Source organism: Pseudomonas sp. S5D5, from assembly GCF_003013355.1.
In the GTDB taxonomy this organism is placed as follows: domain Bacteria; phylum Pseudomonadota; class Gammaproteobacteria; order Pseudomonadales; family Pseudomonadaceae; genus Aquipseudomonas; species Aquipseudomonas aylmerensis.
The window spans coordinates 2,413,413-2,435,188 of the sequence record NZ_PTEO01000001.1; the positions used below are offsets into that span (position 1 = coordinate 2,413,413).

General features: G+C 61.4%; 15 protein-coding genes and 4 tRNA genes. 10 read left to right on the forward strand and 9 right to left on the reverse strand.

Annotated features, from left to right (window positions below):
* Nucleotides 1-4: 4 nt before the first annotated feature.
* The 3 genes from preA to hydA form a co-directional block, all read right to left on the reverse strand.
* A complete protein-coding gene (gene preA / locus C9990_RS11365; protein ID WP_065901202.1) occupies nt 5-1,279 on the reverse strand; it encodes an NAD-dependent dihydropyrimidine dehydrogenase subunit PreA in 1,275 nt (424 codons plus the stop codon).
* Entirely contained in the window at nt 1,279-2,646 is a 1,368-nt protein-coding gene (locus C9990_RS11370; protein WP_106805632.1) for an NAD(P)-dependent oxidoreductase, read from the reverse strand. Before C9990_RS11370 ends, preA begins: the two co-directional genes overlap by 1 nt.
* A gap of 163 nt (nt 2,647-2,809) precedes the next feature.
* Nucleotides 2,810-4,249 carry a dihydropyrimidinase gene (gene hydA, locus C9990_RS11375; protein WP_065901197.1) on the reverse strand — a complete coding sequence of 480 codons (1,440 nt, stop codon included), beginning with the start codon at nt 4,247-4,249 and terminating at the stop codon, nt 2,810-2,812.
* A gap of 590 nt (nt 4,250-4,839) precedes the next feature.
* Between hydA and C9990_RS11380 the strand changes: the two genes are divergently transcribed.
* Together C9990_RS11380 and C9990_RS11385 are read left to right on the forward strand one after the other, a co-directional pair.
* The gene (locus C9990_RS11380; protein WP_065901195.1) at nt 4,840-6,327 is read left to right on the forward strand and encodes an NCS1 family nucleobase:cation symporter-1; all 1,488 of its coding nucleotides are present in this window, start codon (nt 4,840-4,842) and stop codon (nt 6,325-6,327) included.
* A gap of 177 nt (nt 6,328-6,504) precedes the next feature.
* Nucleotides 6,505-7,788, forward strand: a complete 1,284-nt coding sequence (locus C9990_RS11385; protein ID WP_106803344.1) for a Zn-dependent hydrolase — start codon at nt 6,505-6,507, stop codon at nt 7,786-7,788.
* Between the two features lie 1,163 nt (nt 7,789-8,951).
* Here the strand turns inward: C9990_RS11385 and C9990_RS11390 are convergent.
* From C9990_RS11390 to C9990_RS11400, 3 genes are read right to left on the reverse strand one after another with little or no spacing between them, the layout of a single operon-like run.
* The gene (locus tag C9990_RS11390; protein WP_106803345.1) at nt 8,952-10,370 is read right to left on the reverse strand and encodes an efflux transporter outer membrane subunit; all 1,419 of its coding nucleotides are present in this window, start codon (nt 10,368-10,370) and stop codon (nt 8,952-8,954) included.
* Nucleotides 10,354-11,523, reverse strand: coding sequence for an efflux RND transporter periplasmic adaptor subunit (locus C9990_RS11395; protein ID WP_106803346.1), 1,170 nt, complete (start codon nt 11,521-11,523; stop codon nt 10,354-10,356). Before C9990_RS11395 ends, C9990_RS11390 begins: the two co-directional genes overlap by 17 nt.
* Nucleotides 11,513-14,734: an efflux RND transporter permease subunit gene (locus C9990_RS11400; RefSeq protein ID WP_106803347.1), complete on the reverse strand. Its 3,222-nt coding sequence runs from the start codon at nt 14,732-14,734 to the stop codon at nt 11,513-11,515. The genes C9990_RS11395 and C9990_RS11400 overlap by 11 nt, the downstream gene beginning before the upstream one ends.
* A gap of 219 nt (nt 14,735-14,953) precedes the next feature.
* On the opposite strand from C9990_RS11400, the gene C9990_RS11405 reads away from it, so the two are divergent.
* Nucleotides 14,954-15,364 carry a hypothetical protein gene (locus C9990_RS11405; RefSeq protein ID WP_065901180.1) on the forward strand — a complete coding sequence of 137 codons (411 nt, stop codon included), beginning with the start codon at nt 14,954-14,956 and terminating at the stop codon, nt 15,362-15,364.
* Here the strand turns inward: C9990_RS11405 and C9990_RS32445 are convergent.
* The gene (locus tag C9990_RS32445; protein ID WP_162946106.1) at nt 15,361-15,522 is read right to left on the reverse strand and encodes a hypothetical protein; all 162 of its coding nucleotides are present in this window, start codon (nt 15,520-15,522) and stop codon (nt 15,361-15,363) included. The genes C9990_RS11405 and C9990_RS32445 overlap by 4 nt on opposite strands.
* Nucleotides 15,523-15,733: 211 nt before the next feature.
* On the opposite strand from C9990_RS32445, the gene C9990_RS11410 reads away from it, so the two are divergent.
* Nucleotides 15,734-16,396: a C39 family peptidase gene (locus C9990_RS11410; RefSeq protein ID WP_065901177.1), complete on the forward strand. Its 663-nt coding sequence runs from the start codon at nt 15,734-15,736 to the stop codon at nt 16,394-16,396.
* A gap of 157 nt (nt 16,397-16,553) precedes the next feature.
* Here the strand turns inward: C9990_RS11410 and pbpG are convergent, their stop codons facing one another.
* On the reverse strand, nt 16,554-17,477 hold the full coding sequence (pbpG, locus tag C9990_RS11415; protein WP_065901174.1) for a D-alanyl-D-alanine endopeptidase: 924 nt from the start codon (nt 17,475-17,477) through the stop codon (nt 16,554-16,556).
* Between the two features lie 209 nt (nt 17,478-17,686).
* Nucleotides 17,687-18,541: a bifunctional methylenetetrahydrofolate dehydrogenase/methenyltetrahydrofolate cyclohydrolase FolD gene (gene folD, locus C9990_RS11420; RefSeq protein ID WP_106803348.1), complete on the reverse strand. Its 855-nt coding sequence runs from the start codon at nt 18,539-18,541 to the stop codon at nt 17,687-17,689.
* Between the two features lie 275 nt (nt 18,542-18,816).
* Between folD and C9990_RS11425 the strand changes: the two genes are divergently transcribed.
* From C9990_RS11425 to clpP, 6 genes are all read left to right on the forward strand, one after another.
* A tRNA-Arg gene (locus tag C9990_RS11425) sits at nt 18,817-18,893 on the forward strand.
* A 32-nt stretch (nt 18,894-18,925) separates the two neighbouring features.
* Nucleotides 18,926-19,001, forward strand: a tRNA-His gene (locus C9990_RS11430).
* Between the two features lie 56 nt (nt 19,002-19,057).
* Nucleotides 19,058-19,142: transfer RNA gene (locus tag C9990_RS11435), tRNA-Leu, on the forward strand.
* 76 nt (nt 19,143-19,218) lie between these two features.
* Nucleotides 19,219-19,294, forward strand: a tRNA-His gene (locus tag C9990_RS11440).
* A 398-nt stretch (nt 19,295-19,692) separates the two neighbouring features.
* On the forward strand, nt 19,693-21,003 hold the full coding sequence (gene tig, locus C9990_RS11445; RefSeq protein ID WP_065901169.1) for a trigger factor: 1,311 nt from the start codon (nt 19,693-19,695) through the stop codon (nt 21,001-21,003).
* Nucleotides 21,004-21,094: 91 nt separating this feature from the next.
* Complete coding sequence (gene clpP, locus C9990_RS11450; RefSeq protein ID WP_065901167.1) at nt 21,095-21,730, forward strand: ATP-dependent Clp endopeptidase proteolytic subunit ClpP; 636 nt, start codon at nt 21,095-21,097, stop codon at nt 21,728-21,730.
* The last annotated feature ends 46 nt before the right edge of the window (nt 21,731-21,776 follow it).

A 21,776-nucleotide genomic window follows, 5' to 3' on the forward strand; every position in this document is an offset into this window, starting at 1 on the left:
AGGGCTACACCGCCTCCCGGTAGGGGTTGCGCGGATCCTGCGTCCAATTCAGGAACGGCTTGCCCGTCTCGATCGGCACCATCTCGATGCAGTCCGCCACCGGGCAGGTGATCTGGCACAGGTTGCAGCCCACGCACTCATCGTCGATCACCTCGTATTGGTGCGTGCCATCGGCCAACTTCAAGCTCGCGATGGCCTGGTGCGAAGTGTCCTCACAGGCAATATGGCAACGCCCGCAGCCGATACAGGCGGCCTGGTCGATCTTGGCGATGACCTGATAGTTGATGTCCAGGTACTTCCAGTCCGTGGTGTTGCCCACCGCTCGCCCGGAAAATTCCTGCAGGCTCTGGTAACCCTGACTGTCCATCCACCGCGACAGCCCATCCTTCATCTCTTCAACAATGCGGAACCCGTGCAGCATCGCCGCCGTGCACACCTGCACCGCGCCGCAGCCAAGGGCGACGAACTCTGCTGCATCGCGCCAGTTGCCGATGCCGCCAATGCCGCAGATCGGCAGGCCCTGGGTCTGCGGGTCGCGGGCGATTTCGGCGACCATGTTCAGTGCAATCGGCTTCACGGCTGAACCGCAGTAGCCGCCGTGGGTGCTCTGGGTGCCGACCACCGGCAGCGCGACCATGCGCTCCAGGTCGACGCTGGTGATGGAATTGATGGTGTTGATCAGCGACACCGCGTCCGCACCCCCGCGATACGCCGCACGCGCCGCCACCCGGATGTCAGTGATGTTCGGCGTGAGCTTGACGATCACCGGCAGCGAGCAATAGGTCTTGCACCAGCGGGTCACCTGTTCCACATACTCCGGCACCTGGCCCACCGCCGCGCCCATGCCGCGTTCGGGCATGCCGTGGGGGCAGCCGAAGTTCAGCTCGATGCCGTCGCATCCGGTGGCTTCCACCAGCGGCAGGATGTTTTTCCAGGATTCTTCGACACACGGCACCATCAGCGACACGATCAGCGCGCGGTCGGGCCAGTCCTTTTTCACCTGGGTGATTTCCCGCAGGTTGATCTCCAGCGAGCGGTCGGTGATCAGTTCGATATTGTTGATACCCAGCACTTCGCGGTTGGCGCCGAAGTGCGCCGAGTAGCGTGACGACACATTGACCGCCGCCGGGTCTTCACCCAGGGTCTTCCACACCACGCCGCCCCAGCCCGCTTCGAAGGCGCGGACCACGTTGTAGGCCTTGTCGGTGGGCGGCGCGGAGGCCAGCCAGAATGGGTTGGGGGCCTTGATACCGGCGAACACAATCGAGAGATCGGCCATTACGCAGCCTCCACATTCAGCATGAGTTGGGCGTGCATGGCTTCAGCGGCCAGCTTGCCGTGTTGCACCGCCTGCACGGTGAGGTCCTGGCCGAGGCTGACGCAGTCGCCGCCGGCATAGATCCCGGGAATGCTGGTTTGCAGCTGTTCATCGACAAAGATCCGCTCGCCCACGCGATGCAGTTGCTGGGCGAGGGGATCCTGCAGCGCACCGTTGTCGAAGCCCTGGCCGATGGCCTTGAAGATGGCATCGGCGGCCAGCTCGAAGGTTTCGCCGGTAGGCTGCAGTCGACCGTTTTCCATGCGCGTGCGCAAAAAACGCATGCCGCGTACCTGGCCCTGATCGTCCAGCAAGACGGCTTCGGGCTGCGCCCAGGTCAGCAGGCGTACCTGATTGGCCTTGGCGATGTCTTGCTCATGGTGAGTGGCGCCCATGTCAGTGAGGCCACGGCGGTACACCAGGTTGACATCGCGGGCACCGAGGCGAGCCATTTGCACGGCCATGTCGATCGCGGTATTGCCGGCGCCAAGCACGATGCAGCGGTCGGCCAGTGGCAGTTGAGTGAGGTCATCGGCCTGGCGCAGTTCGCGGATGTAGTCGGTGGCGGCGAGCAGGCCGGGGGCGTCCTCATGGGGCAGGCCCAGCTGTTTGCTTGCCGCCAGGCCGAGGCCCAGGAACACCGAGTCGAATTGCTGGTGCAGTTCGCTCAAGGTCAGGTTGTCGCCCAGGCGTTGGCCGTGACGAATTTCGATACCGCCGATCTGCAGGAGGAAATCCAGTTCCTGCTGGGCGAAGTCATCCACCAGTTTGTATTTGGCGATTCCGTATTCATTCAAGCCGCCGGCTTTTTCGCGGGCTTCGAAAATCACCACGTCATGGCCGTGCAGCGCCGCGCGATGGGCGCAGGCCAGACCGGCAGGCCCCGCGCCCACCACTGCGATGCGCTTGCCGGTCGGTGCGGCGCGCTGGAATGGGTGTTCACTGAAGTGCGCGTTGTCGATGGCGTAGCGTTGCAACAGGCCGATCAGCACCGGGGCGCACTCTTCGGCGTTGTTACGCACGCAGGCCTGCTGGCACAGGATCTCCGTGGGGCAGACCCGCGCACAGCTGCCGCCGAGGATATTCGCCGAGAGAATCTTCTGGGCCGCGCCTTGCACGTTTTCGGTGTGGATATTGCGGATGAACGACGGGATATCGATCTCGCTGGGACACGCATTCACGCACGGCGCGTCGTAGCAATACAGGCAGCGCGAAGCTTCCAGTTGGGCCTGGCGGGCGTTGAGCGGCGGCGCGAGGTCGGTGAAATGGCTGGCGAGTGTCGGCCCATCTTCATGGGGATGGGGGAGGTGGGTCAGGGTCTGGATCACGGTAGTGGCCTCACGGTTATTGAGGTGCTGCCTCTGATGGGCAATCGTTTTTTTGTTGCCTGTGCCGGCCTCTTCGCAGGCAAGCCAGTTCCCACATTTGAATGTGTTCACACTTCAGGAAATGTGGGAGCCGGGCTTGCCCGCGATCGGCCGAAGGCCGCTTTCAGCGTTTCACAGCAGTGGGCCTGGAACGCTCGGCCCGCTTGCTCAGTTGCTCGAACACCGCCGGATACGCCGGCCGCTCGACGTAGCGCCCGGCACCGCGCTCGGCGCGCAGGTCGCCATCGGCCCAGACCAGCTTGCCCTGGCTGATGGTGTGGCTCGGCACACCGCGCACGGTCTTGCCTTCGAAGATGTTGAAGTCGACCTGCTGGTGATGGGTCTTTGCCGAAATGGTCCGGGTGCCCTCGGGGTCCCACAGCACCAGGTCAGCATCGGCGCCTACACGGATCGCGCCTTTGCGCGGGTAGAGGTTGAAGATCTTCGCGGTGTTGGTAGAGGTCAGCGCGACGAAATCCTGCATCGACAGGCGCCCGGTGTTGACCCCTTCGTCCCACAGCAGCGCCATGCGGTCTTCGATACCGGCGGTGCCGTTGGGGATCTTGCTGAAGTCGTCACGGCCAGCCGCTTTCTGCTCGGCGCAGAAGCAGCAGTGGTCGGTGGCGGTGGTGTGCAGGTTGCCCGACTGCAGGCCGCGCCACAGGGCTTCCTGATGCCCGCGCGGGCGGAAGGGCGGGCTCATCACGTAGCCGGCGGCGGTCTGCCAGTCGGGATGCTGGTAGACGCTGTCGTCCAGCAGCAGATGGCCGGCGAGCACTTCGCCGTACACCGCCTGGCCCTTGCCACGGGCGTAGGTGATTTCATCCAGCGCTTCCTGGGTGGACACATGCACCAGGTACAGCGGCGTGCCGATGGTCTCGGCGATGCGGATGGCGCGGCTGGCGGCCTCGCCTTCCACCTGGGACGGCCGCGACAGCGGATGCGCTTCCGGGCCGGTGATGCCCTGGGCCATCAGCTTGCGCTGCAAGTGGTACACCAGCTCGCCGTTTTCCGCATGTACGGTGGGCACCGCGCCGAGTTCCAGGCAGCGTTCGAAGCTGGCGACCAGGGTGTCATCGGCCGCCATGATCGCGTTCTTGTAGGCCATGAAGTGCTTGAAGCTGTTGATGCCGTGGTGGCTGACCAACTCGGCCATTTCCTCGCGCACCTGTTCGCTCCACCAGGTGATCGCCACGTGAAAACCGTAGTCGGCCGCCGACTTTTCTGCCCAGCCGCGCCACTGGTGAAAGGCTTCCAGCAAGGACTGCTGCGGGTTGGGGATCACAAAGTCGATGATCGACGTGGTGCCCCCCGCCAGACCCGCCGCCGTGCCACTGAAAAAGTCTTCGCTGGCCACGGTGCCCATGAAGGGCAGTTGCATATGGGTGTGGGGATCGATGCCGCCGGGCATCAAGTATTGGCCGCTGCCATCGAGTATCTCGGTGCCGGCGGGAATATCCAGATCAGTGCCAATAGCGCGGATTAGACCGCCTGCGCATAACACGTCGGCTCTATAACTTTCATCATGGGTAATTACGGTGGCGCCACGGATCAACAGCGACATGTCGAGTTCCTCACAGGCTTGACCGGCTTGTGCCAGTTCTAAGTGTTGTAATGCTGCTTGCCGATGGTCGGTTAATTCCTGTCATCGGTGACAGGAATAGAAACTAGCCCGAGTTTTTCGATTGGGCAAGAAGATTTTTCTTAAGCTTATAACTTAAATAAGTAATTGATTTATAACGATAAAATATCAAATTCACCAAAATGTAGCGGCGTCTCACCATTTTGACGCACTTGACAGGTTCGTAAATTGAGCAACATTTCTTATTGCAAATCAGACGCTTGAGATATGCCGCTTGACGGCAGTGGGAAATAAAAATAATTGTGGTGCACCAGATTGACTCCTGATCGTTCGGGCAACTTCCACGTTATTTAGCCTGAGTAACGCGGCAAGTACCGAAGGCGCAATCGGAAAGCTGATTAACATCAGCACGTTATATAAGCGGTGTGGGTTCGGTTACGGTTGTCGGCACGGTTATTGAGTGCAGTGGCAGCTGGCCGGACCCGTGATGTCATGTTGTTCACGAGGTACTCCGGCCGCCTGCATTGAAGTGCAGGCGAGCAACAATAATTCGAAAAAACCGTGGAGCGGCCATGCAACAGAACAGATCGCAAGTCATTGAACGCAACGGCCTGTACGAACTCGACGCCGGCCCCGACGTCCTCGACAGCCCCCGCTACAACCACGACATGGCACCGACCAAGGTGCATGAGCGCACCTGGAACAAGTGGCACATCACCGCGTTGTGGGTGGGCATGTCGATCTGCGTGCCGACCTACACCTTGGGCGGCGTGCTTACCGCGTATTTCGGCTTGTCGGTGGGCGAGGCGCTGATGGCGATCCTGCTGGCCAATATCGTGGTGCTGGTCCCGCTGACCCTCAATGCGTTCCCTGGTACCAAGTACGGTATTCCGTTCCCGGTGCTGCTGCGGTCGTCCTTCGGCATCCTCGGCTCCAATGTGCCGTGTCTGATTCGCGCGCTGGTGGCCTGCGGTTGGTTCGGTATCCAGACGATGTTTGGCGGGCTGGCAATCCACCTGTTTCTCGGCTCGATTTTCGAGGGTTGGAAATCCCTCGGCGGCACCGGTGAAGTGATCGGCTTCATGATCTTCTGGACCCTCAACCTGTGGGTAGTGCTGCGCGGCGCCGAGTCGATCAAGCGCCTGGAAACCCTGTCGGCGCCGCTGCTGGTGGCGGTGGGGATCGGCCTGCTGGTGTGGGCGATGCCGAACGTGTCGATCAGCGAGCTGATGGCGATTCCACCCAAGCGGCCTGAAGGGGCGAGCCTCACCGGTTACTTCATGGCCGGCCTCACCGCGATGGTGGGTTTCTGGGCCACGTTGTCGTTGAATATTCCCGACTTCAGCCGCTACGCCAAGAGCCAGAAGGACCAGATTCTCGGGCAGATTTTCGGCCTGCCGCTGACCATGTTCCTGTTCGCCGCCCTCGGCGTGATCATGACCGCCGCCTCGGTGAAACTGGTGGGCGTCAGCGTGTCCGACCCGGTGACCCTGATCGGCCATATCCAGAGCCCGGTGTGGGTGGCCATCGCCATGGCGCTGATCATTATCGCCACGCTGTCCACCAACACGGCGGCGAACATCGTCTCGCCCACCAACGACTTCCAGAACATCGCCCCCAAGCTGATCAACCGCACCACGGCGGTGATCCTCACCGGGCTGGTCGGGCTGGCACTGATGGGCCATGAACTGCTGAAAAAGCTCGGCCTGATTGTCTCCGACGTCAGCCTGGAAACCGTGTATTCCAACTGGCTGCTGGGCTACTCGAGCCTGCTGGGCCCCATCGCCGGGATCATGGTGGTGGACTACTTCATCACCCGGCGGCAGCAGCTGGACCTGGCCGGCCTGTACCGCGACGACGTGTACCCGGCGTGGAACTGGAGTGGCTTTATCGCCTTCGGCGTGCCGGTGGTGCTGACCTTGCTGTCGCTGGGCAGCGATGCATTCAGCTGGTTCTACAGCTACGGCTGGTTCACCGGTTCGGCGTTGGGCGGTTTGCTGTATTACGGCCTGAATGCCAAGCGCGGCATCAGTCCGGTCACGGCAAAATCCCCGCTGTAAAGGCGTTGAAATGCAATCCAAATGTGGCAGCGGGCGTGCTTGCGAATGCGGTCTTGCAGGCGACATCTGCGGCGACTGTCACGGCCTCTTCGCGCGAGGCCCGCTTCCACATGTTTGACCCCATTCCATGGTTGGAATCGAGTCTATTCATAACAAATACAGCCTGAGGAGATCCCCATGAACGCTGCCCTCGACGTTCTGCAATCGACCCATCAGCACATCAACCGTGATCGCTTGTGGCAGTCGCTGATGGACCTGGCCAAGCTCGGCGCCACCCCCAAGGGCGGCGTGTGCCGCCTGGCCCTCACCGACCTCGACCGCAAGGCCCGCGACCTCTTCGTGCAGTGGTGCGAAGATGCCGGCTGCACGGTGACCATCGACGGCATCGGCAATATCTTCGCCCGCCGCCCCGGACGCAATCCCAACCTGCCACCGGTGATGACCGGCAGCCATATCGATACCCAGCCCACCGGCGGCAAGTTCGATGGTTGCTTCGGCGTGCTGGCGGGCGTGGAAGTGCTGCGCACCCTCAACGATCTCAAGGTGGAAACCGAGGCGCCGCTGGAAGTGGTGGTGTGGACCAACGAGGAAGGCTCGCGCTTCCCGCCGTGCATGATGGGCTCCGGGGTGTTTGCGGAGAAATTCAGCCTGGCGGACACTTTGGCCAAGGTCGACGTGGACGGTGTCAGCGTTGGCGATGCGCTGAACGCGATTGGCTATGCCGGCACGCGGGAGGTCAGCGGCCACAAGGTCGGGGCGTATTTCGAAGCGCACATCGAACAAGGGCCGATTCTCGAGGATGAGAAAAAGACCATCGGCGTGGTGCTCGGCGCCCTCGGGCAAAAGTGGTTTGACCTGAAACTGCGCGGTGTCGAAGCGCATGCGGGGCCAACGCCGATGCACCTGCGCAAGGATGCCCTGGTCGGCGCGGCGGCAGTGGTGGCGGCGGTGAATGCGGCGGCGCTGGGGCATCAGCCGCATGCCTGCGGGACCGTCGGTTGCCTGCAGGCCTATCCGGGCTCACGCAATGTCATCCCCGGCGAAGTGCGCATGACCCTGGACTTTCGTCACCTGGAACCGGCGCGCCTGGATTCGATGATTGCCCAGGTGCGCAAGGTGATCGATGAGACCTGTGCCAAGCACGGCCTGAGTTTCGAGATGGAACCCACCGCCGACTTCCCCCCGCTGTACTTCGACAAGGGCTGCGTGGACGCTGTGCGCGACGCCGCGAATGGCCTGGGCCTGTCGAACATGGACATCGTCAGCGGGGCAGGGCACGACGCAATCTTCGTCGCCGAACTCGGCCCGGCGGGGATGATCTTCGTACCGTGCGAAGGCGGGATCAGCCACAACGAAATCGAGAACGCCGCGCCGGATGACCTGGCGGCGGGCTGCGCGGTGTTGTTGCGGGCGATGGTGGCCGCATCCGCTGCAATCGCCAGCGGCAAACTCGCTGCCTGAAAGGCCCTCTTCATAAAGTCGGCTGTTGTGGTGAGCAGGCTTGCCCTGCGTTGGGCTGCGAAGCAGCCCCAGTAAAGACGCTGAGGTTCTTCCTGAAAGAACTCATGTCTGGATTGGGGGCCGCTTCGCAGCCCAACGCAGGGCAAGCCTGCTCACCACAGGGGAGCGCTCAGGCCCCGCCTAACGCCGTCACCAACCCCCGCTCGTCTGCAACAGCGGGGCAGGGCACGACGCGCTCTTCGTCGCCGAACTCGAAGTCGGCTGTTGTGGTGAGCAGGCTTGCCCTGCGTTGGGCTGCGAAGCAGCCCCAGTAGAGACGCTGAGGTTCTTCCTGAAAGAACTCATGTCTGGATTGGGGGCCGCTTCGCAGCCCAACGCAGGGCAAGCCTGCTCACCACAGGGAAGCGCTCAGGCCCCGCCTAACGCCGTCACCAACCCCACGCTCACCTGCAACAACGGAGCAGGGTACGACACAATCTTCGTCGCCGAACTCGAAGTCGGCTGTTGTGGTGAGCAGGCTTGCCCTGCGTTGGGCTGCGAAGCAGTCCCAGTAAAGACGCTGAGGTTCTTGCTGAAAGAACTCATGTGTGGGTTTGGGGCCGCTTCGCAGCCCAACGCAGGGCAAGCCTGCTCACCACAGGGAAGCGCTTAGGCCCCGCCTAACGCTGTCACCAACCCACGCTCACCTGCAACAGCGGAGCAGGGCACGACACAATCTTCGTCGCCGAACTCGAAGTCGGCTGTTGTGGTGAGCAGGCTTGCCCTGCGTTGGGCTGCGAAGCAGCCCCAGTAAAGACGCTGAGGTTCTTGCTGAAAGAACTCATGTCTGGATTGGGGGCCGCTTCGCAGCCCAACGCAGGGCAAGCCTGCTCACCACAGGGAAGCGCTCAGGCCCCACCTGACGCCGTCACCAACCCCACGCTCGCCTGAAACAGCGGGGCAGGGCTCGACGCGCTCTTCGTCGCCGAACTCGAAGTCGGCTGTTGTGGTGAGCAGGCTTGCCCTGCGTTGGGCTGCGAAGCAGCCCCAGTAGAGACGCTGAGGTTCTTCCTGAAAGAACTCATGTCTGGATTGGGGGCCGCTGCGCAGCCCAACGCAGGGCAAGCCTGCTCACCACAGGCAATGCAGGGCAAGCCTGCTCACCACAGCGGGGCGATCACGGCTCAGGCGCCGGGTTGCCAGCCGCCGCCTAACGCGGTCACCAATCCCACGCTCGCCTGCAACTGCCGCGTCTGCACCGCCTGCAATGTCCGTTGTGCCTGCAACGCCGCCGTCTGCGCGGTCACCACATCCAGGTAGCTCACCGCCCCCGCCTGATAGCTGTTCATTGCCAGGGCCTGGGTATGCTGCGCCGCATCCGCCGCTGCTTGCTCATCCTGTGCTTCCTGCTGCAAATCCCGCAGTTGCGCGAGGTTGTCCTCCACCTCGCGCACGGCTTTCAATACATGGCTGCGGTACTGCGCCGAGGCCTCTTCAAACTCGGCCTTGGCCTGGCGTTCATTGGCGCTCAGGCGTCCGCCATCAAAGATCGGCAGATTCACCAGCGGCCCCAGCGCCCAATACCGATTGCCAGCGGACAGCAGGTTGCCAACCCCTTGCGTCTGGCCGCCGATCAGCCCGGTCAAACTGAAATCCGGGTACCACGCTGCCTTGGCCACGCCGATATTCGCATTGGCGGCAAACACCCGGCGTTCTGCCGCCGCGATGTCCGGACGCCGTTGCAGCAGGTGGCTCGGCAGCTGCGACGGAATCCCCGGCAGGGCAATCAACTGCTTGCTGGGCGGCAACGTGAAGTTGCTGGCCGCCACCCCCACCAACTCCCCAATGGCATGCTCGGTGAGGTTGCGTTGCCCGCGCACTTCATCCAGTTGCGCCTTGGCTTCGGCCAGTTGATTCTGCGCGCGGGTCAGGTCGAGCTCGGAGGCGATCTGCCCCTCATAACGACTGCGCGTCAGTTGCAGGGCCTGGCTGAAATCCTCCAGCGAGCTGTTGAGAATCCGGCTCTGTGCATCCAGCCCGTTGAGCTGCACATACAGGCTCGCGAGTTGATGTTGCAGGCTCAGCCGCGCCACCGCGAGGTCATCGCCGGAGGCTTGCGCCTGGGCATCACCGGCCGCGACCTGGTTGCGGATCTTGCCCCACAGGTCGAGGTCGTAGCTCAGGGAAAATCCTGCCGTGTTGCTGTTGTACACCGAAGGCTGCGTGTCGCCGCGCAGCGGTCGCGAGTCGGATTGACGCTGGCGCAACGGCTGCGCACTCGCGGTGATCTGCGGCAACAGCCCCGCATGCAATTGGCTGGCATACGCCTGGGACGCATCGAAGTGCGCCAGCGCTGCCGCCAGGTCCGGGTTGGCCTTGAGCAGTTGCTGTTGCAGGCCATCCAGGCGTGCATCGTTGTAGAGCTTCCACCATTCGGGAGCCAATTGATCGGACGGTTGCGCGCTGTGCCACGGGCCGTCGCTGGTCTGTTCGCGGTAGCCGGCCGGCAGGTCCACCGTGGGCACTGTGTAGGTGGGCGCCATCGAGCAACCTTGCAACGCCAGCAGCATCAGGGCCGCGAGGGGCTTAAGCCTTGGGCGCATGCGCACCTCCGGAGGCATCGGCGAGTTGCACCGGGTCGCCTTCGCGCAGGGCATCGGGCGGGTTGTCGACGATACGGTCGGCGGGTTTCAGGCCTTGATCGATCACCAGGCGTTCGCCGAGGTCGAGGCCGATATGGATGTCCTGCAAGTGCACGTGGTTCTGTGCGTCCAGCACCGCCACCTGGGTGCCTTGGGCGCGGAAGATCAGCGCGCTGGCCGGGATGCTCACACCATGGGTATCCGCTGGAATCGGCAAGGTGGCTTCGGCGTAGTCACCGGGCAGCAATTCGCCGTTGGGGTTGTCGGCGACGAACTGCGCGAGCAGCGTGCCGGAGCGACGGTCGATGGCGGTGGAGTCACCGATCAGGCGCGCCTTGAAGTGCTCGCCAGGGTGCTCGGGCACCGTCAGTTCGGCTTCGAGCCCGGGGTGGATGACCGCCGCGTAGTTCTGCGGCACCGGCACGTAGAGGCGCAATTGGTGGGTGTCGGCGATGTTGAACAGCTCCGGATCGCTGTCGGTATCGGCCTTGATCAACTGGCCGATATCGGTATTGCGGGCGGTGATGGTGCCGGCAAACGGCGCGCGGATGGTCTTGTAGCTTTCCAGGGCCGACAGCCGTGCGTAATCGGCTGCAGCCGCCTCGGCGTTGGCTTTGGCCGCCGCGGCGTTGGAGGATTTTTCATCGGCCTCCTGGCGCGACACCGAGTGGCTCGCCAACAGGTTTTGCCAGCGCGTGGCGGTGGTTTCTGCCAGGCGTGCGTTGGCTTGTTCCTGGATCAGGCGGGCGTGGGTCTGGGCCAATTGCTGATCGAGGTCGGGGCTGTCGATTTCGGCGAGGACTTGCCCGGCCTTGACCTGGCTGCCGATGTCGACTTTCCAGTCCTTCAAGTAGCCGCTGACCCGGGCATGGATCGGCGCCTTGCTCCAGGCGTCGAGGTGGGCGGGCAGGCGCAGGGTGTCACCGGCCGCGTTCTGCTGCGGCTGGAACACCATCACTTGCGGGATGGCGGCAGTTTCGGTCCACGCGGTCACCGATTGTTCGTGCATCGTGCGGGCATGCAGGCCGTTGGCGACCAACAGGGCGGCCAGTGTCAGGCCGCCGACACCCATGAGCATCAGACGCTTGCGCGAGGGTTTGTGATCAGACGACATGTGGGGTTTCTCCAGCAGCTGCGCGAGTAGGGTGACGACCGTGGACCAGGCTGAAGACCACGGGAACAAACAACAAAGTGGCAATGGTGGCGAAGATCAAGCCACCGATCACGGCCCGGCCGAGCGGGGCGTTCTGCTCCTCGGAAATGGCCAGCGGCAACATGCCGATGATCATCGCCAGGGCGGTCATGCACACCGGCCTGAAGCGCGTGTAGCCGGCCTCCATGGCCGCCTTCAGGGCGTCGCCATGTTCGGCCAGGCGTTCGCGGCAGAAACTCACCACCAGGATCGAGTTGGCGGTGGCCACGCCCATGCACAGGATGGCGCCGGTGAGGGCCGGCACCGACAGCGAGGTGCCACTGAGGAACAGCATCCACACGATCCCTGCCAGCGCCGCCGGCAACGCGGTGATGATCACGAACGGGTCGGCCCAGGACTGGAAGTTGACCACGATCAGCAGGTAGATCAGCACCACCGCGCCGAGCAGGCCGAAGCTCAGGCCGCTGAAGGCTTCATGCAGCGCGTCGATCTGCCCATGCAGGCTGATCACCGCACCCTTGGGGCGCATGGACGCGGTGTCATCCAGCACTTTCTGCACGTCGCGGGCGACGCCGCCGAGGTCGCGGCCCTGGACGTTGGCGTACAAATCCAGGGTCGGTTCGATGTTGTAGTGAGTCACCACTGCCGGGCTTTGCACGCGCGATATGCTCGCCACGCCGCCGAGGATCTGCGACTGGCCATCGGCACCGGTGACCGGCAAGGCTTCCAGCGACGGCAGGCTGTCGAGACGGTACTGCGGGGTCGCGGCGACAATCGAATACGACACGCCATTGGCCGGGTTCAGCCAGAAGGTCGGCGCGGTCTGCGAGCTGCCGGCGAGGGAGGCGACCATGCTGTTGGTCACGTCGCGCTCGGTGATACCCAGGCCATTGGCCCGCATGCGATCAACATTCACCTGCAGCGACGGGTAACCGGTGGACTGCTGGATGCGCAGGTCAGCGATGCCCGGTACATGCTGCAGGCGACGCTCAAGCTCCACGGCGTAGGCGCGGTTTTCTTCATCGCTGCGCCCGGAGATCTTCACATCCAGCGGCGCCGGCGCACCGAAGTTGAGGATCTGGCTGCTGATATCCGCCGGCAGGAACGCGAAGTGGCTGCCGGGGAAACTTTGCGGCAGGGCTTCGCGCAGTTTCTTCACGAAGTCGGCGGTCGGCGCGTGATCCTTTTTCAAGGTGACCTGGATGTCACCATCCTGCGGGCCGATGGTGCCGCTGCTGCTGTATGCCATGTCGATGCCGCTCAGCGGAATGCCGATGTTGTCGACGATGGTGTCCAGCTGTTCAGCGGGGATCACTTCACGAATCCGCGCTTCAATCCGGTCGAAGGCCGCCGCGCTTTCTTCGATGCGCGTGCCCAGTGGCAAGCGCACATGCAGCGCCAGGGCGCCGGCGTCGGTGGCCGGGAAAAAGTCCTGGCCCAGGCTTGGTAGCAACAGGAGCGAGGCGAGCACACAGGCCAGGAAGCCGACGATAAAGCGCTTGCGATTGCCCAGCGCCAACAACAGCAGGCCGTGGTAGGTGTCGCGGATATTCGAGAAGCGACGCTCGAATCCCTGCTGGAAATTCAACACCGCTTGCAGCGCGCGATTGCGTGGCTTGCGGTGCTGCTCACCTTCGTGGTGATTGATGAATTGGTCTTCCGGATGATGCCCTGCGCCTTGCTCCGGCACGTGCGGCTTGAGCAGGAACATCGCCAGGGTCGGCACCAGGGTACGCGAGAGGATGAACGAACTGGCCATGGCGAAGATCACCGCCAGCGCCATTGGCCGGAACAGGTAGCCGGCGATGCCTTGCAGCAGGAACATCGGCACGAACACGATGCAGATGCACAGCAGCGAGACAAACGCCGGGCCGACGATCTGCGCCGCGCCGTCGAGAATCGCGGTCTTCACCGCCTTGCCTTGCTCCAGGTGCCAGTTGATGTTTTCGATGGTCACCGTGGCATCGTCCACCAGGATCCCCACGGCCAACGCGAGCCCGCCGAGGGTCATCACGTTGAGGGTCTGCCCGCTGACTGCCAGCAGCGCGATGGCCGACAGCACCGCCAGCGGAATCGACGCGGCGATGATCAGCGTCGAGCGCCAGCTGCCGAGAAACAGCAGGATCATCGCACTGGTCAGCAGTGCGGCGATGATGCCTTCCTGGGCCACGCTGCCTACCGATTGCTTGACGAATACCGAGGCGTCACCGAGCAGCGAAGTCTTCAGCGACGGCGGCAGGGTTTCGTTGATGCGCGGAAGCATCTGGCGGATACCGTCGATGATCGACAGGGTCGAGATGCTGCCATTTTTCAATGCCGGCATCAGCACCGCACGGTGGCCGTCGACGCGCACGACGTTGGTCTGCGGCGGCGAACCGTCACGCACGTGGGCCACTTGGCCGATGGTGATCAGCGCGCCGTCGACAGTCTTGATCGGCAGGTCGTTGAGCTCGTCGATCGCCTTGGGACTGTTGTTGAGCAGGATCGTGTATTCATTGGGACCGAGCTTGGCGGTGCCCACCGGGATGATCTGGTTCTGCAGGGCCAGGGCATTGCCCACGTCCTGTGCCGACAAGCCTTTGGCGGCCAGCGCCTGGGGGTCGAGGTCGAGGGTGATCTGGCGTTGCTTGCCGCCCATGGGCGTGGGCATGGCGAGACCGGGCAGGGCGCTCAAGGGCAGGCGGATGTTGTTCTGCACCAGGTCGCGGATCTTGGCTTCCGAGAGGCTGGGGCTGGAGAACGCCATTTGCAGGATCGGCACCGTGGAGGCGCTGTAGTTGAGGATCAGCGGCGGCGTGATGCCCGGTGGCATCTGCTTCAGCACGGTTTGTGAAACCGCCGTCACTTGCGCGTTGGCCGTGCGGATGTCGACGCCCGGTTGGAAGAAAATCTTGACGATGCCCATTCCGGGCAGCGATTGCGATTCGATGTGTTCGATGTCGTTGACGGTGGTGCTCAGGGAGCGTTCGTAGGTGTAGATCACCCGGCCCGCCATGGCGTCCGGTGACAGGCCGTTGTACTGCCACACCACGGCGACCACGGGGATGCCGATATCGGGGAAAACATCAGTGGGGGTACGCAGGGCCGCCATCGGCCCGATGATGCAGATGAATATGGCCAACACGATAAACGTGTACGGCTTTTGCAGTGCGGTCTTTACCAGCCCGAGCATGCGTGAACCTCCAGAGGAGCAGGATTGCAAACCCCGGCAGTCTTGCCCGACCCACCTAACACGCACCTTTCAGCCAGGTGAAGGAACATTTAGTTAAGGGCTGAAGATCGTTTCATATGTATTCATTTGTTCTACAAAGGATGGCTGCCCAAGCTTGTAGCCCATCGGAGGCGATACCTTTCGCCGCGTATTTTTACTGATGTCCTTTGGAGCCCTGCCATGTCACTTAAACCGCTGTTGTTGATTCCTGCCCTTGGTGCCGTACTGTTGTTGTCGGCGTGTGCCGGCCCGATCCCCAAGGCTGACCCGAGCGAAGCCTGGATTGGTTTGAAGGAGGAAGCGCCGAACGACCTGATGGCCGAGCGCGTGGACGGCAAGCGTGTGGATGACGGACGCTTCTTCGAGGTGACCCCGGGGGATCATCGGCTGGATGTGACGTTATTCGAGGAGGAGCCAGGCGACGACAATCAGCAGGATTGCCAGGGGCGCGTCGAATATAAAAACTTCAAGGCGGGTGAGCATTACACCCTGGTCGAATCGAGCCTGGGCACTACCGTGCGCGCCTCGCTCAAGGATGGTCACGGCAAGGAAGTTGCCGCCACTCAGGACTTCAATTGCATGCCTGGCTAGGCGTGGCGTACCGCGGCCTTGTGAGGTTTGGCGGGCGCCGCGGGCTTGACGTGGGGGTGATGGTGCCGACGGGTGATGCGCAACACCCCCCACAACATGGCGCCGGCTACCGCCAGCCAACCGCAGATCAACAGGAAAATCGTCGTTGCAAGGCTCATTCGGGCCTCCTTTCGCCCCTCAGGGGGCACACACAGTCTTCTCAATGGACAGTCTAGCTACCTGGCGGTTGCCTGCTATTGACCAATGGTCGTGTCCAACCAACTTCTTTGCTCTATCACTGACCGTTTACTGCGCCTGTGGGCTATACCCGTGTGGCAGAGCGTCCTATGATCAGGGCCTTCACCGGCCATTGATCAAGAGAGTAAAAAATTGCGGTTACGCTCGAACGTTAAAACCTCTTTGTTGCTGGCTGTTGCCATAGGGCTTGCGGCCTGTTCCAGCCACCCCTCGAAATTGCCGGGCCTGCCCGAGCGTGTCGAACTCAATGGCGTGCCGACATTTCGCAGCGAGGCTTATCAGAGCGGTCCTACGGCTTTAGCCAGCATGCTGTCGCAACAAGGCATTGTCATGACACCGGGCTTGCTGGATAAGCCGCTGCACTTGCCGGGCGGTGAAGCCGACCTTGAACGCAACATGCAGGTACTGGCGCGTGAGTACGGCCTGATGGTGTACCCGTTGGATGCCAAGCTGACGGCGGTGCTGGCGCAGGTGGCGGCGGGTTACCCGGTGATGGCGCGCATTGGCGGCGGGCTGTGGTCTGACGCGCACTACGTGGTCGTGGTCGGGTTCAACCAGCAGAAGAGCACGATACTGCTGCGCTCAGGCATGGACCGGCGGCTGTTGATGAGCTTCAGCGATTTTGAATCGAAGTGGAGCAGCGCCGGACAGTGGGCAATCCTCACCCAGCGCCCAAGCCAGTTACCGGCGAATGTCGACGCTCAGCGCTGGCGAGATGCTGCCAACGCCACGGCCCAGGCCGGGCAGGAGCAGGCGGCGGCGCAGGCGCTCAAGGTGCTGGCGGAAAAAAAGTAACCGCAAGCATTCAGTGAGGACCGGCTTGCGTGGGAGTCGGGCGTGCCCGCGATGCGGGCACTGAGGGGGAGCAGTGATACTGCGGTGATGCTATCGCAGGCAAGCCAGCTCCCACACGAGCCAGCCCACACAAGACAGCGCTCACATCAAGGTGCGGTCAACGACTGGCTTCTGCCGCGTTCGGACGGTTCTTGAGGTTTTTGTCCGCCTTGTAGCGCAATGCCACGTCCGGCACCGAGCCGCTCTTGCCGGTCTCGACCCAATTGCGGATACGGCTGGCATCGGCGAAGTGGGTGAATTTGCCGAAGGCGTCCAGGATCACCAGCGATACCGGGCGGTTACCCATGCTGGTCACCAGCACCAGGCAGTGGCCGGCCTGGTTGGTGAAGCCGGTCTTGGTCAGCTTGATGTCCCAGTTGGCGCGGTTGATCAAGTGGTCGGTGTTGGAGAAACCGAGGGTGTAGTTGGGCTTGCGGAACGCTACGGTCTTTTCCTTGGTGGTGCTCAGCTGGCTGAGCATCGGGAATTTGCGCGCATACGCCAACAGCTTGCTGAGGTCGCGGGCGGTCGACACGTTATGAATCGACAGGCCCGTCGGCTCGACGTAGTGGGTGCTGGTCATGCCCAGGGCCTTGGCCTTGGCGTTCATGGCGGCAATAAAGGCCGCGTAACCGCCCGGATAGTGATGCGCCAGGCTCGCGGCCGCGCGGTTTTCCGAGGACATCAGGGCAATCAGCAGCATCTCCTTGCGCGGCATCTGGCTGCCGATCTTCACGCGCGAGAAAACACCTTTCATCTCCGGGGTGTCGGTGATGTTGATGTCGATGTATTCATCCATGTTCTGCTTGGCTTCAAGCACGATCAGGCCGGTCATCAGCTTGCTCACCGAGGCGATGGGCACCACCACGTCGGGGTTGCTGGAATAGATGACCTTGTTGGTCTGCAGATCCACCAGCATGGCGCTGCCGGAAGCAATTTGCAGTTTGGACGTATCACGCGGGGCCTGGGTGGTTTCGGCGGCGTGCGCGAAGGTGCCTGTGAACGCAAACAATAGGCTGACAATAGAAAGACGAATTTTCACGCGGATGAACTCGCTAAAAAAGTAAGGAAATACCGTTCTGGAACGGGTCATATGACAAATGCCGTTACATTTTAGGAGTATGGACGAGAGACTGTCGAATGTTCTTCTAAAATCAGACGAAAGTACTTAAAAACAAAGAAAAAACAGGTTTTATTGCGGGCAATAAAAAGCCCTGCGATAAGGCAGGGCTTTTTCAGCACGGCTGGTTATTAGTCGTGCAGCGACTCTGCCGCGTACAGGGTGTTTTCCAGCAGGCAGGCACGGGTCATCGGGCCAACGCCGCCGGGTACCGGCGTAATCCAGCCGGCGCGGGGCAGGGCGGTCTCGTAGACCACGTCGCCGACCAGCTTGCCGTCTTCCTGGCGGTTGATGCCGACGTCGATGACGATCGCGCCTTCCTTGATCCACTCGCCCTTGACCAGCCCCGGCTTGCCGGCAGCGACCACGACCAGGTCCGCGCGGCCGACGTGGCCGGCAAGGTCCTTGGTGAAGCGGTGGGTGACGGTTACGGTGCAGCCAGCCAGCAACAGTTCCATCGCCATTGGGCGGCCAACGATGTTGGAGGCGCCGACGATGACGGCGTCGAGACCATAGAGGTCGACACCGGTGCTTTCCAGCAGGGTCATGATGCCTTTGGGAGTGCACGGGCGCAGCAACGGGATGCGCTGGGCCAGGCGGCCGACGTTATACGGGTGGAAACCGTCGACGTCCTTGTCCGGGCGAATGCGCTCGAGCAGCTTGGAGGCGTCCAGGTGCTCAGGCAGCGGCAGTTGCAGCAGGATGCCGTCGATGCTCGGGTCATCGTTGAGACCGTCGATCAGGTCGGTGAGCGCCTGCTGGGTGGTGTCGGCAGGCAGGTCGTAGGCCTTGGAGATAAAGCCGACCTCTTCACAGTCTTTACGCTTGTGCGAGACATAAACCTGAGAGGCAGGATCGCTGCCGACCAGGATCACCGCGAGGCCAGGCGTGCGCAGGCCTTGCTGGCTACGCTCGGTGACTCGTTTGGCGATCTGCTGGCGCAGGCTGGCGGCGATTGATTTGCCGTCGATAAGTTGTGCAGTCATTACGCGTGATTAACCATCGAGAGGGGGAAGAAAAGTGCGCGCATTCTCGCATGCCAAGCCGTGAGGGCAAAGGCGCTTGGTCTGCAAATTGGCCTAACCCCTTAAATAAAATGAATTTTTTTCAAAAAAGATTTGACGGGTTTCAGGACCCTCTATACTATTCGTCGCACTTGTCGGGCACAGCCTAGCACTGGTTAAGAAGGTCGAGCAGGATTGTTGTTCTGCAAGGCTGGAAGCACTTAGTTTGTAGTCCTTAAAGAGTACAGATTAATCAGGCGCCCGTAGCTCAGCTGGATAGAGCATCCGCCTTCTAAGCGGATGGTCGCAGGTTCGAGTCCTGCCGGGTGCGCCATTAGGCAGCTTTGGCACAAGTAGCGCTATATGGTGGGCGTAGCTCAGTTGGTAGAGCACGGGATTGTGACTCCCGTTGTCGAGGGTTCGATCCCCTTCGTCCACCCCATATTTTGAAAGGCGCCAGATTAATCATCTGGCGCCTTTGCTTTAAGAGCTTCAAGCGCGGATGTGGTGGAATTGGTAGACACACTGGATTTAGGTTCCAGCGCCGCGAGGCGTAAGAGTTCGAGTCTCTTCATCCGCACCAATAAAAGCTTTGTCCCTCCGTCAGGTGGGTAAGGCTCGACAAAGAAGTGGTTTGGTTTCTTTGTTAACGCAATATGGTGGGCGTAGCTCAGTTGGTAGAGCACGGGATTGTGACTCCCGTTGTCGAGGGTTCGATCCCCTTCGTCCACCCCATATTCGAAAGGCGCCAGATTTAACAGTCTGGCGCCTTTTTTGGTTTTAGCGGTTCGAATATTCGGCGGCTGCAGGTAGTGGGTCGCAAGGGCAGGCGTTTCGTCGTATTTATGTGTCTCGATGATGCCGCGCTGCCTGCTGGCCCTGTTTGAGGGTTGGCCGTCAGGGAGATGGATGACGACTTCTTCTATATATAGAAGGGGCGGCGCAGAGCCCTGGCGTGATGGGCTGTATTTGTCACCGGGGCGAGGTACATCAGTGCCTTCGTACCGATAAATTGCCGGCTGTTTCCGGGCGTATTCTCAGTAGGGTGACTTCTTGAGTTTGACCCACTAGAATGCATGCCCTTGATTGGGGTCGGAAATGGCCGGCTAACGTCTGTGCAACGAGGAATATCCATGCAAGTTTCTGTTGAAAATACTACTGCTCTCGAGCGCCGCCTGAGCATCACCGTGCCGGCAGAGCGTATCGAGACTGCGGTCAACAAGCGTCTGCAGCAGACTGCCCAAAAGGCCAAGATCGCTGGTTTCCGTCCAGGCAAAGTGCCAATGAGCGAAATCAAGCGCCGTTTTGGTGCTGATGCGCGTCAGGAAGCGGTAGGCGACGTGATCCAGGCTTCCTTCTATGAAGCAGTTGTCGAGCAAAAGCTGAACCCGGCTGGCTCGCCTTCGATCGAGCCGAAGTCCCTGGAAGCGGGCAAGGACCTGGAATACGTTGCCGTATTCGAAGTGTTCCCAGAGTTTGAAGTGGCAGGTTTCGAAGGTATCGCTATCGAGCGCCTGAGCGCTGAAGTAGCTGATTCCGACCTGGACAACATGCTGGAAATCCTGCGCAAGCAGAACACCCGTTTCGAAGTGGTCGACCGTGCCGCCCAGAACGAAGACCAGCTGAACATCGATTTCGTTGGCAAGGTTGACGGCGAAGTGTTCGCTGGCGGCTCCGCCAAGGGTACTCAGCTGGTGCTGGGTTCCAACCGCATGATCCCTGGCTTCGAAGACGGCCTGGTTGGCGCGAAGGCGGGCGAAGAGCGCGTTCTGAACCTGACTTTCCCGGCTGACTACCAGAACCTGGACCTGGCTGGCAAAGCCGCCGAGTTCACCGTGACCGTCAACAGCGTTTCCGAGCCTAAGCTGCCAGAACTGAACGAAGAATTCTTCGCTCAATTCGGTATCAAGGAAACCGGCATCGAAGGCTTCCGCACCGAAGTTCGCAAGAACATGGAGCGCGAACTGCGCCAGGCCATCAAGTCCAAGGTCAAGAACCAGGTCATGGACGGTCTGCTGGCCGCCAACCCGATCGAAGTGCCTAAGGCCCTGCTGTCCAACGAAGTGGACCGCCTGCGCGTGCAAGCTGTGCAGCAGTTCGGTGGCAACATCAAGCCTGACCAACTGCCGGCCGAGCTGTTCGAAGAACAAGCCAAGCGCCGCGTCGTGCTGGGCCTGATCGTGGCTGAAGTGGTCAAGCAGTTCGACCTCAAGCCTGACGAAGATCGCGTTCGTGAAATGATCCAGGAAATGGCTTCGGCCTACCAGGAGCCTGAGCAGGTCGTGGCTTGGTACTACAAGAACGACCAGCAGCTGAACGAAGTACGTTCGGTTGTGCTGGAAGAACAAGTTGTGGATACTGTTCTGCAGAAGGCTAAGGTGACCGACAAAGCGGTCTCTTACGAAGAAGCAGTCAAACCGGCGGAAGCAGCACAAGCCGACTGATTGTCCAACTCGTTGGAAATTCAACCATAAGCCAGCCTCGCGCTGGCTTATGCGTTTTCAAGACATGACTATTTGGGAGTAACTGCAGAGCATGTTCCGTAATTCCTATATTCAGCAGAACTCTGATATCCAGGCCGCAGGCGGCCTGGTCCCGATGGTTGTCGAGCAGTCCGCTCGTGGCGAACGCGCCTACGACATCTACTCGCGCCTGCTCAAGGAGCGAGTGATCTTTCTGGTGGGCCCGGTAGAGGACTACATGGCCAACCTGATCTGTGCGCAACTGCTGTTCCTTGAAGCGGAAAACCCGGACAAGGACATCCATCTCTACATCAACTCACCTGGCGGTTCGGTGACGGCGGGCATGTCGATCTACGACACCATGCAGTTCATCAAGCCGAATGTATCGACCACTTGCATCGGCCAGGCCTGCAGCATGGGTGCGTTCCTGCTCACCGCAGGCGCCCACGGCAAGCGTTTCTGCCTGCCGAACTCGCGCGTGATGATTCACCAGCCACTGGGCGGTTTCCAGGGCCAGGCGTCGGACATCGAAATCCACGCCAAGGAAATCCTCTTCATCCGCGAGCGTCTCAACACGCTGATGGCCAAGCACAGCGGGCGCACCCTGGAAGAAATCGAGCGCGACACCAACCGCGACAACTTCATGAGCGCCGAAGTCGCGCGTGATTACGGGTTGATCGACGCAGTGATCGAAAAGCGCCCCGCTTAATATAAGCCGCTCAAAATAGGGCTGGTCGGCATGTCCGATCATCGGC

Coding starts and splice junctions, on each gene's coding strand:
- preA (WP_065901202.1), bottom strand. CDS start 1,279: ATGGCCGATCTCTCGATTGTGTTCGCCGGTATCAAGGCCCCCAACCCA.
- hydA (WP_065901197.1), bottom strand. CDS start 4,249: ATGTCGCTGTTGATCCGTGGCGCCACCGTAATTACCCATGATGAAAGT.
- C9990_RS11380 (WP_065901195.1), top strand. CDS start 4,840: ATGCAACAGAACAGATCGCAAGTCATTGAACGCAACGGCCTGTACGAA.
- C9990_RS11385 (WP_106803344.1), top strand. CDS start 6,505: ATGAACGCTGCCCTCGACGTTCTGCAATCGACCCATCAGCACATCAAC.
- C9990_RS11390 (WP_106803345.1), bottom strand. CDS start 10,370: ATGCGCCCAAGGCTTAAGCCCCTCGCGGCCCTGATGCTGCTGGCGTTG.
- C9990_RS11395 (WP_106803346.1), bottom strand. CDS start 11,523: ATGTCGTCTGATCACAAACCCTCGCGCAAGCGTCTGATGCTCATGGGT.
- C9990_RS11400 (WP_106803347.1), bottom strand. CDS start 14,734: ATGCTCGGGCTGGTAAAGACCGCACTGCAAAAGCCGTACACGTTTATC.
- C9990_RS11405 (WP_065901180.1), top strand. CDS start 14,954: ATGTCACTTAAACCGCTGTTGTTGATTCCTGCCCTTGGTGCCGTACTG.
- C9990_RS32445 (WP_162946106.1), bottom strand. CDS start 15,522: ATGAGCCTTGCAACGACGATTTTCCTGTTGATCTGCGGTTGGCTGGCG.
- folD (WP_106803348.1), bottom strand. CDS start 18,541: ATGACTGCACAACTTATCGACGGCAAATCAATCGCCGCCAGCCTGCGC.
- tig (WP_065901169.1), top strand. CDS start 19,693: ATGCAAGTTTCTGTTGAAAATACTACTGCTCTCGAGCGCCGCCTGAGC.
- clpP (WP_065901167.1), top strand. CDS start 21,095: ATGTTCCGTAATTCCTATATTCAGCAGAACTCTGATATCCAGGCCGCA.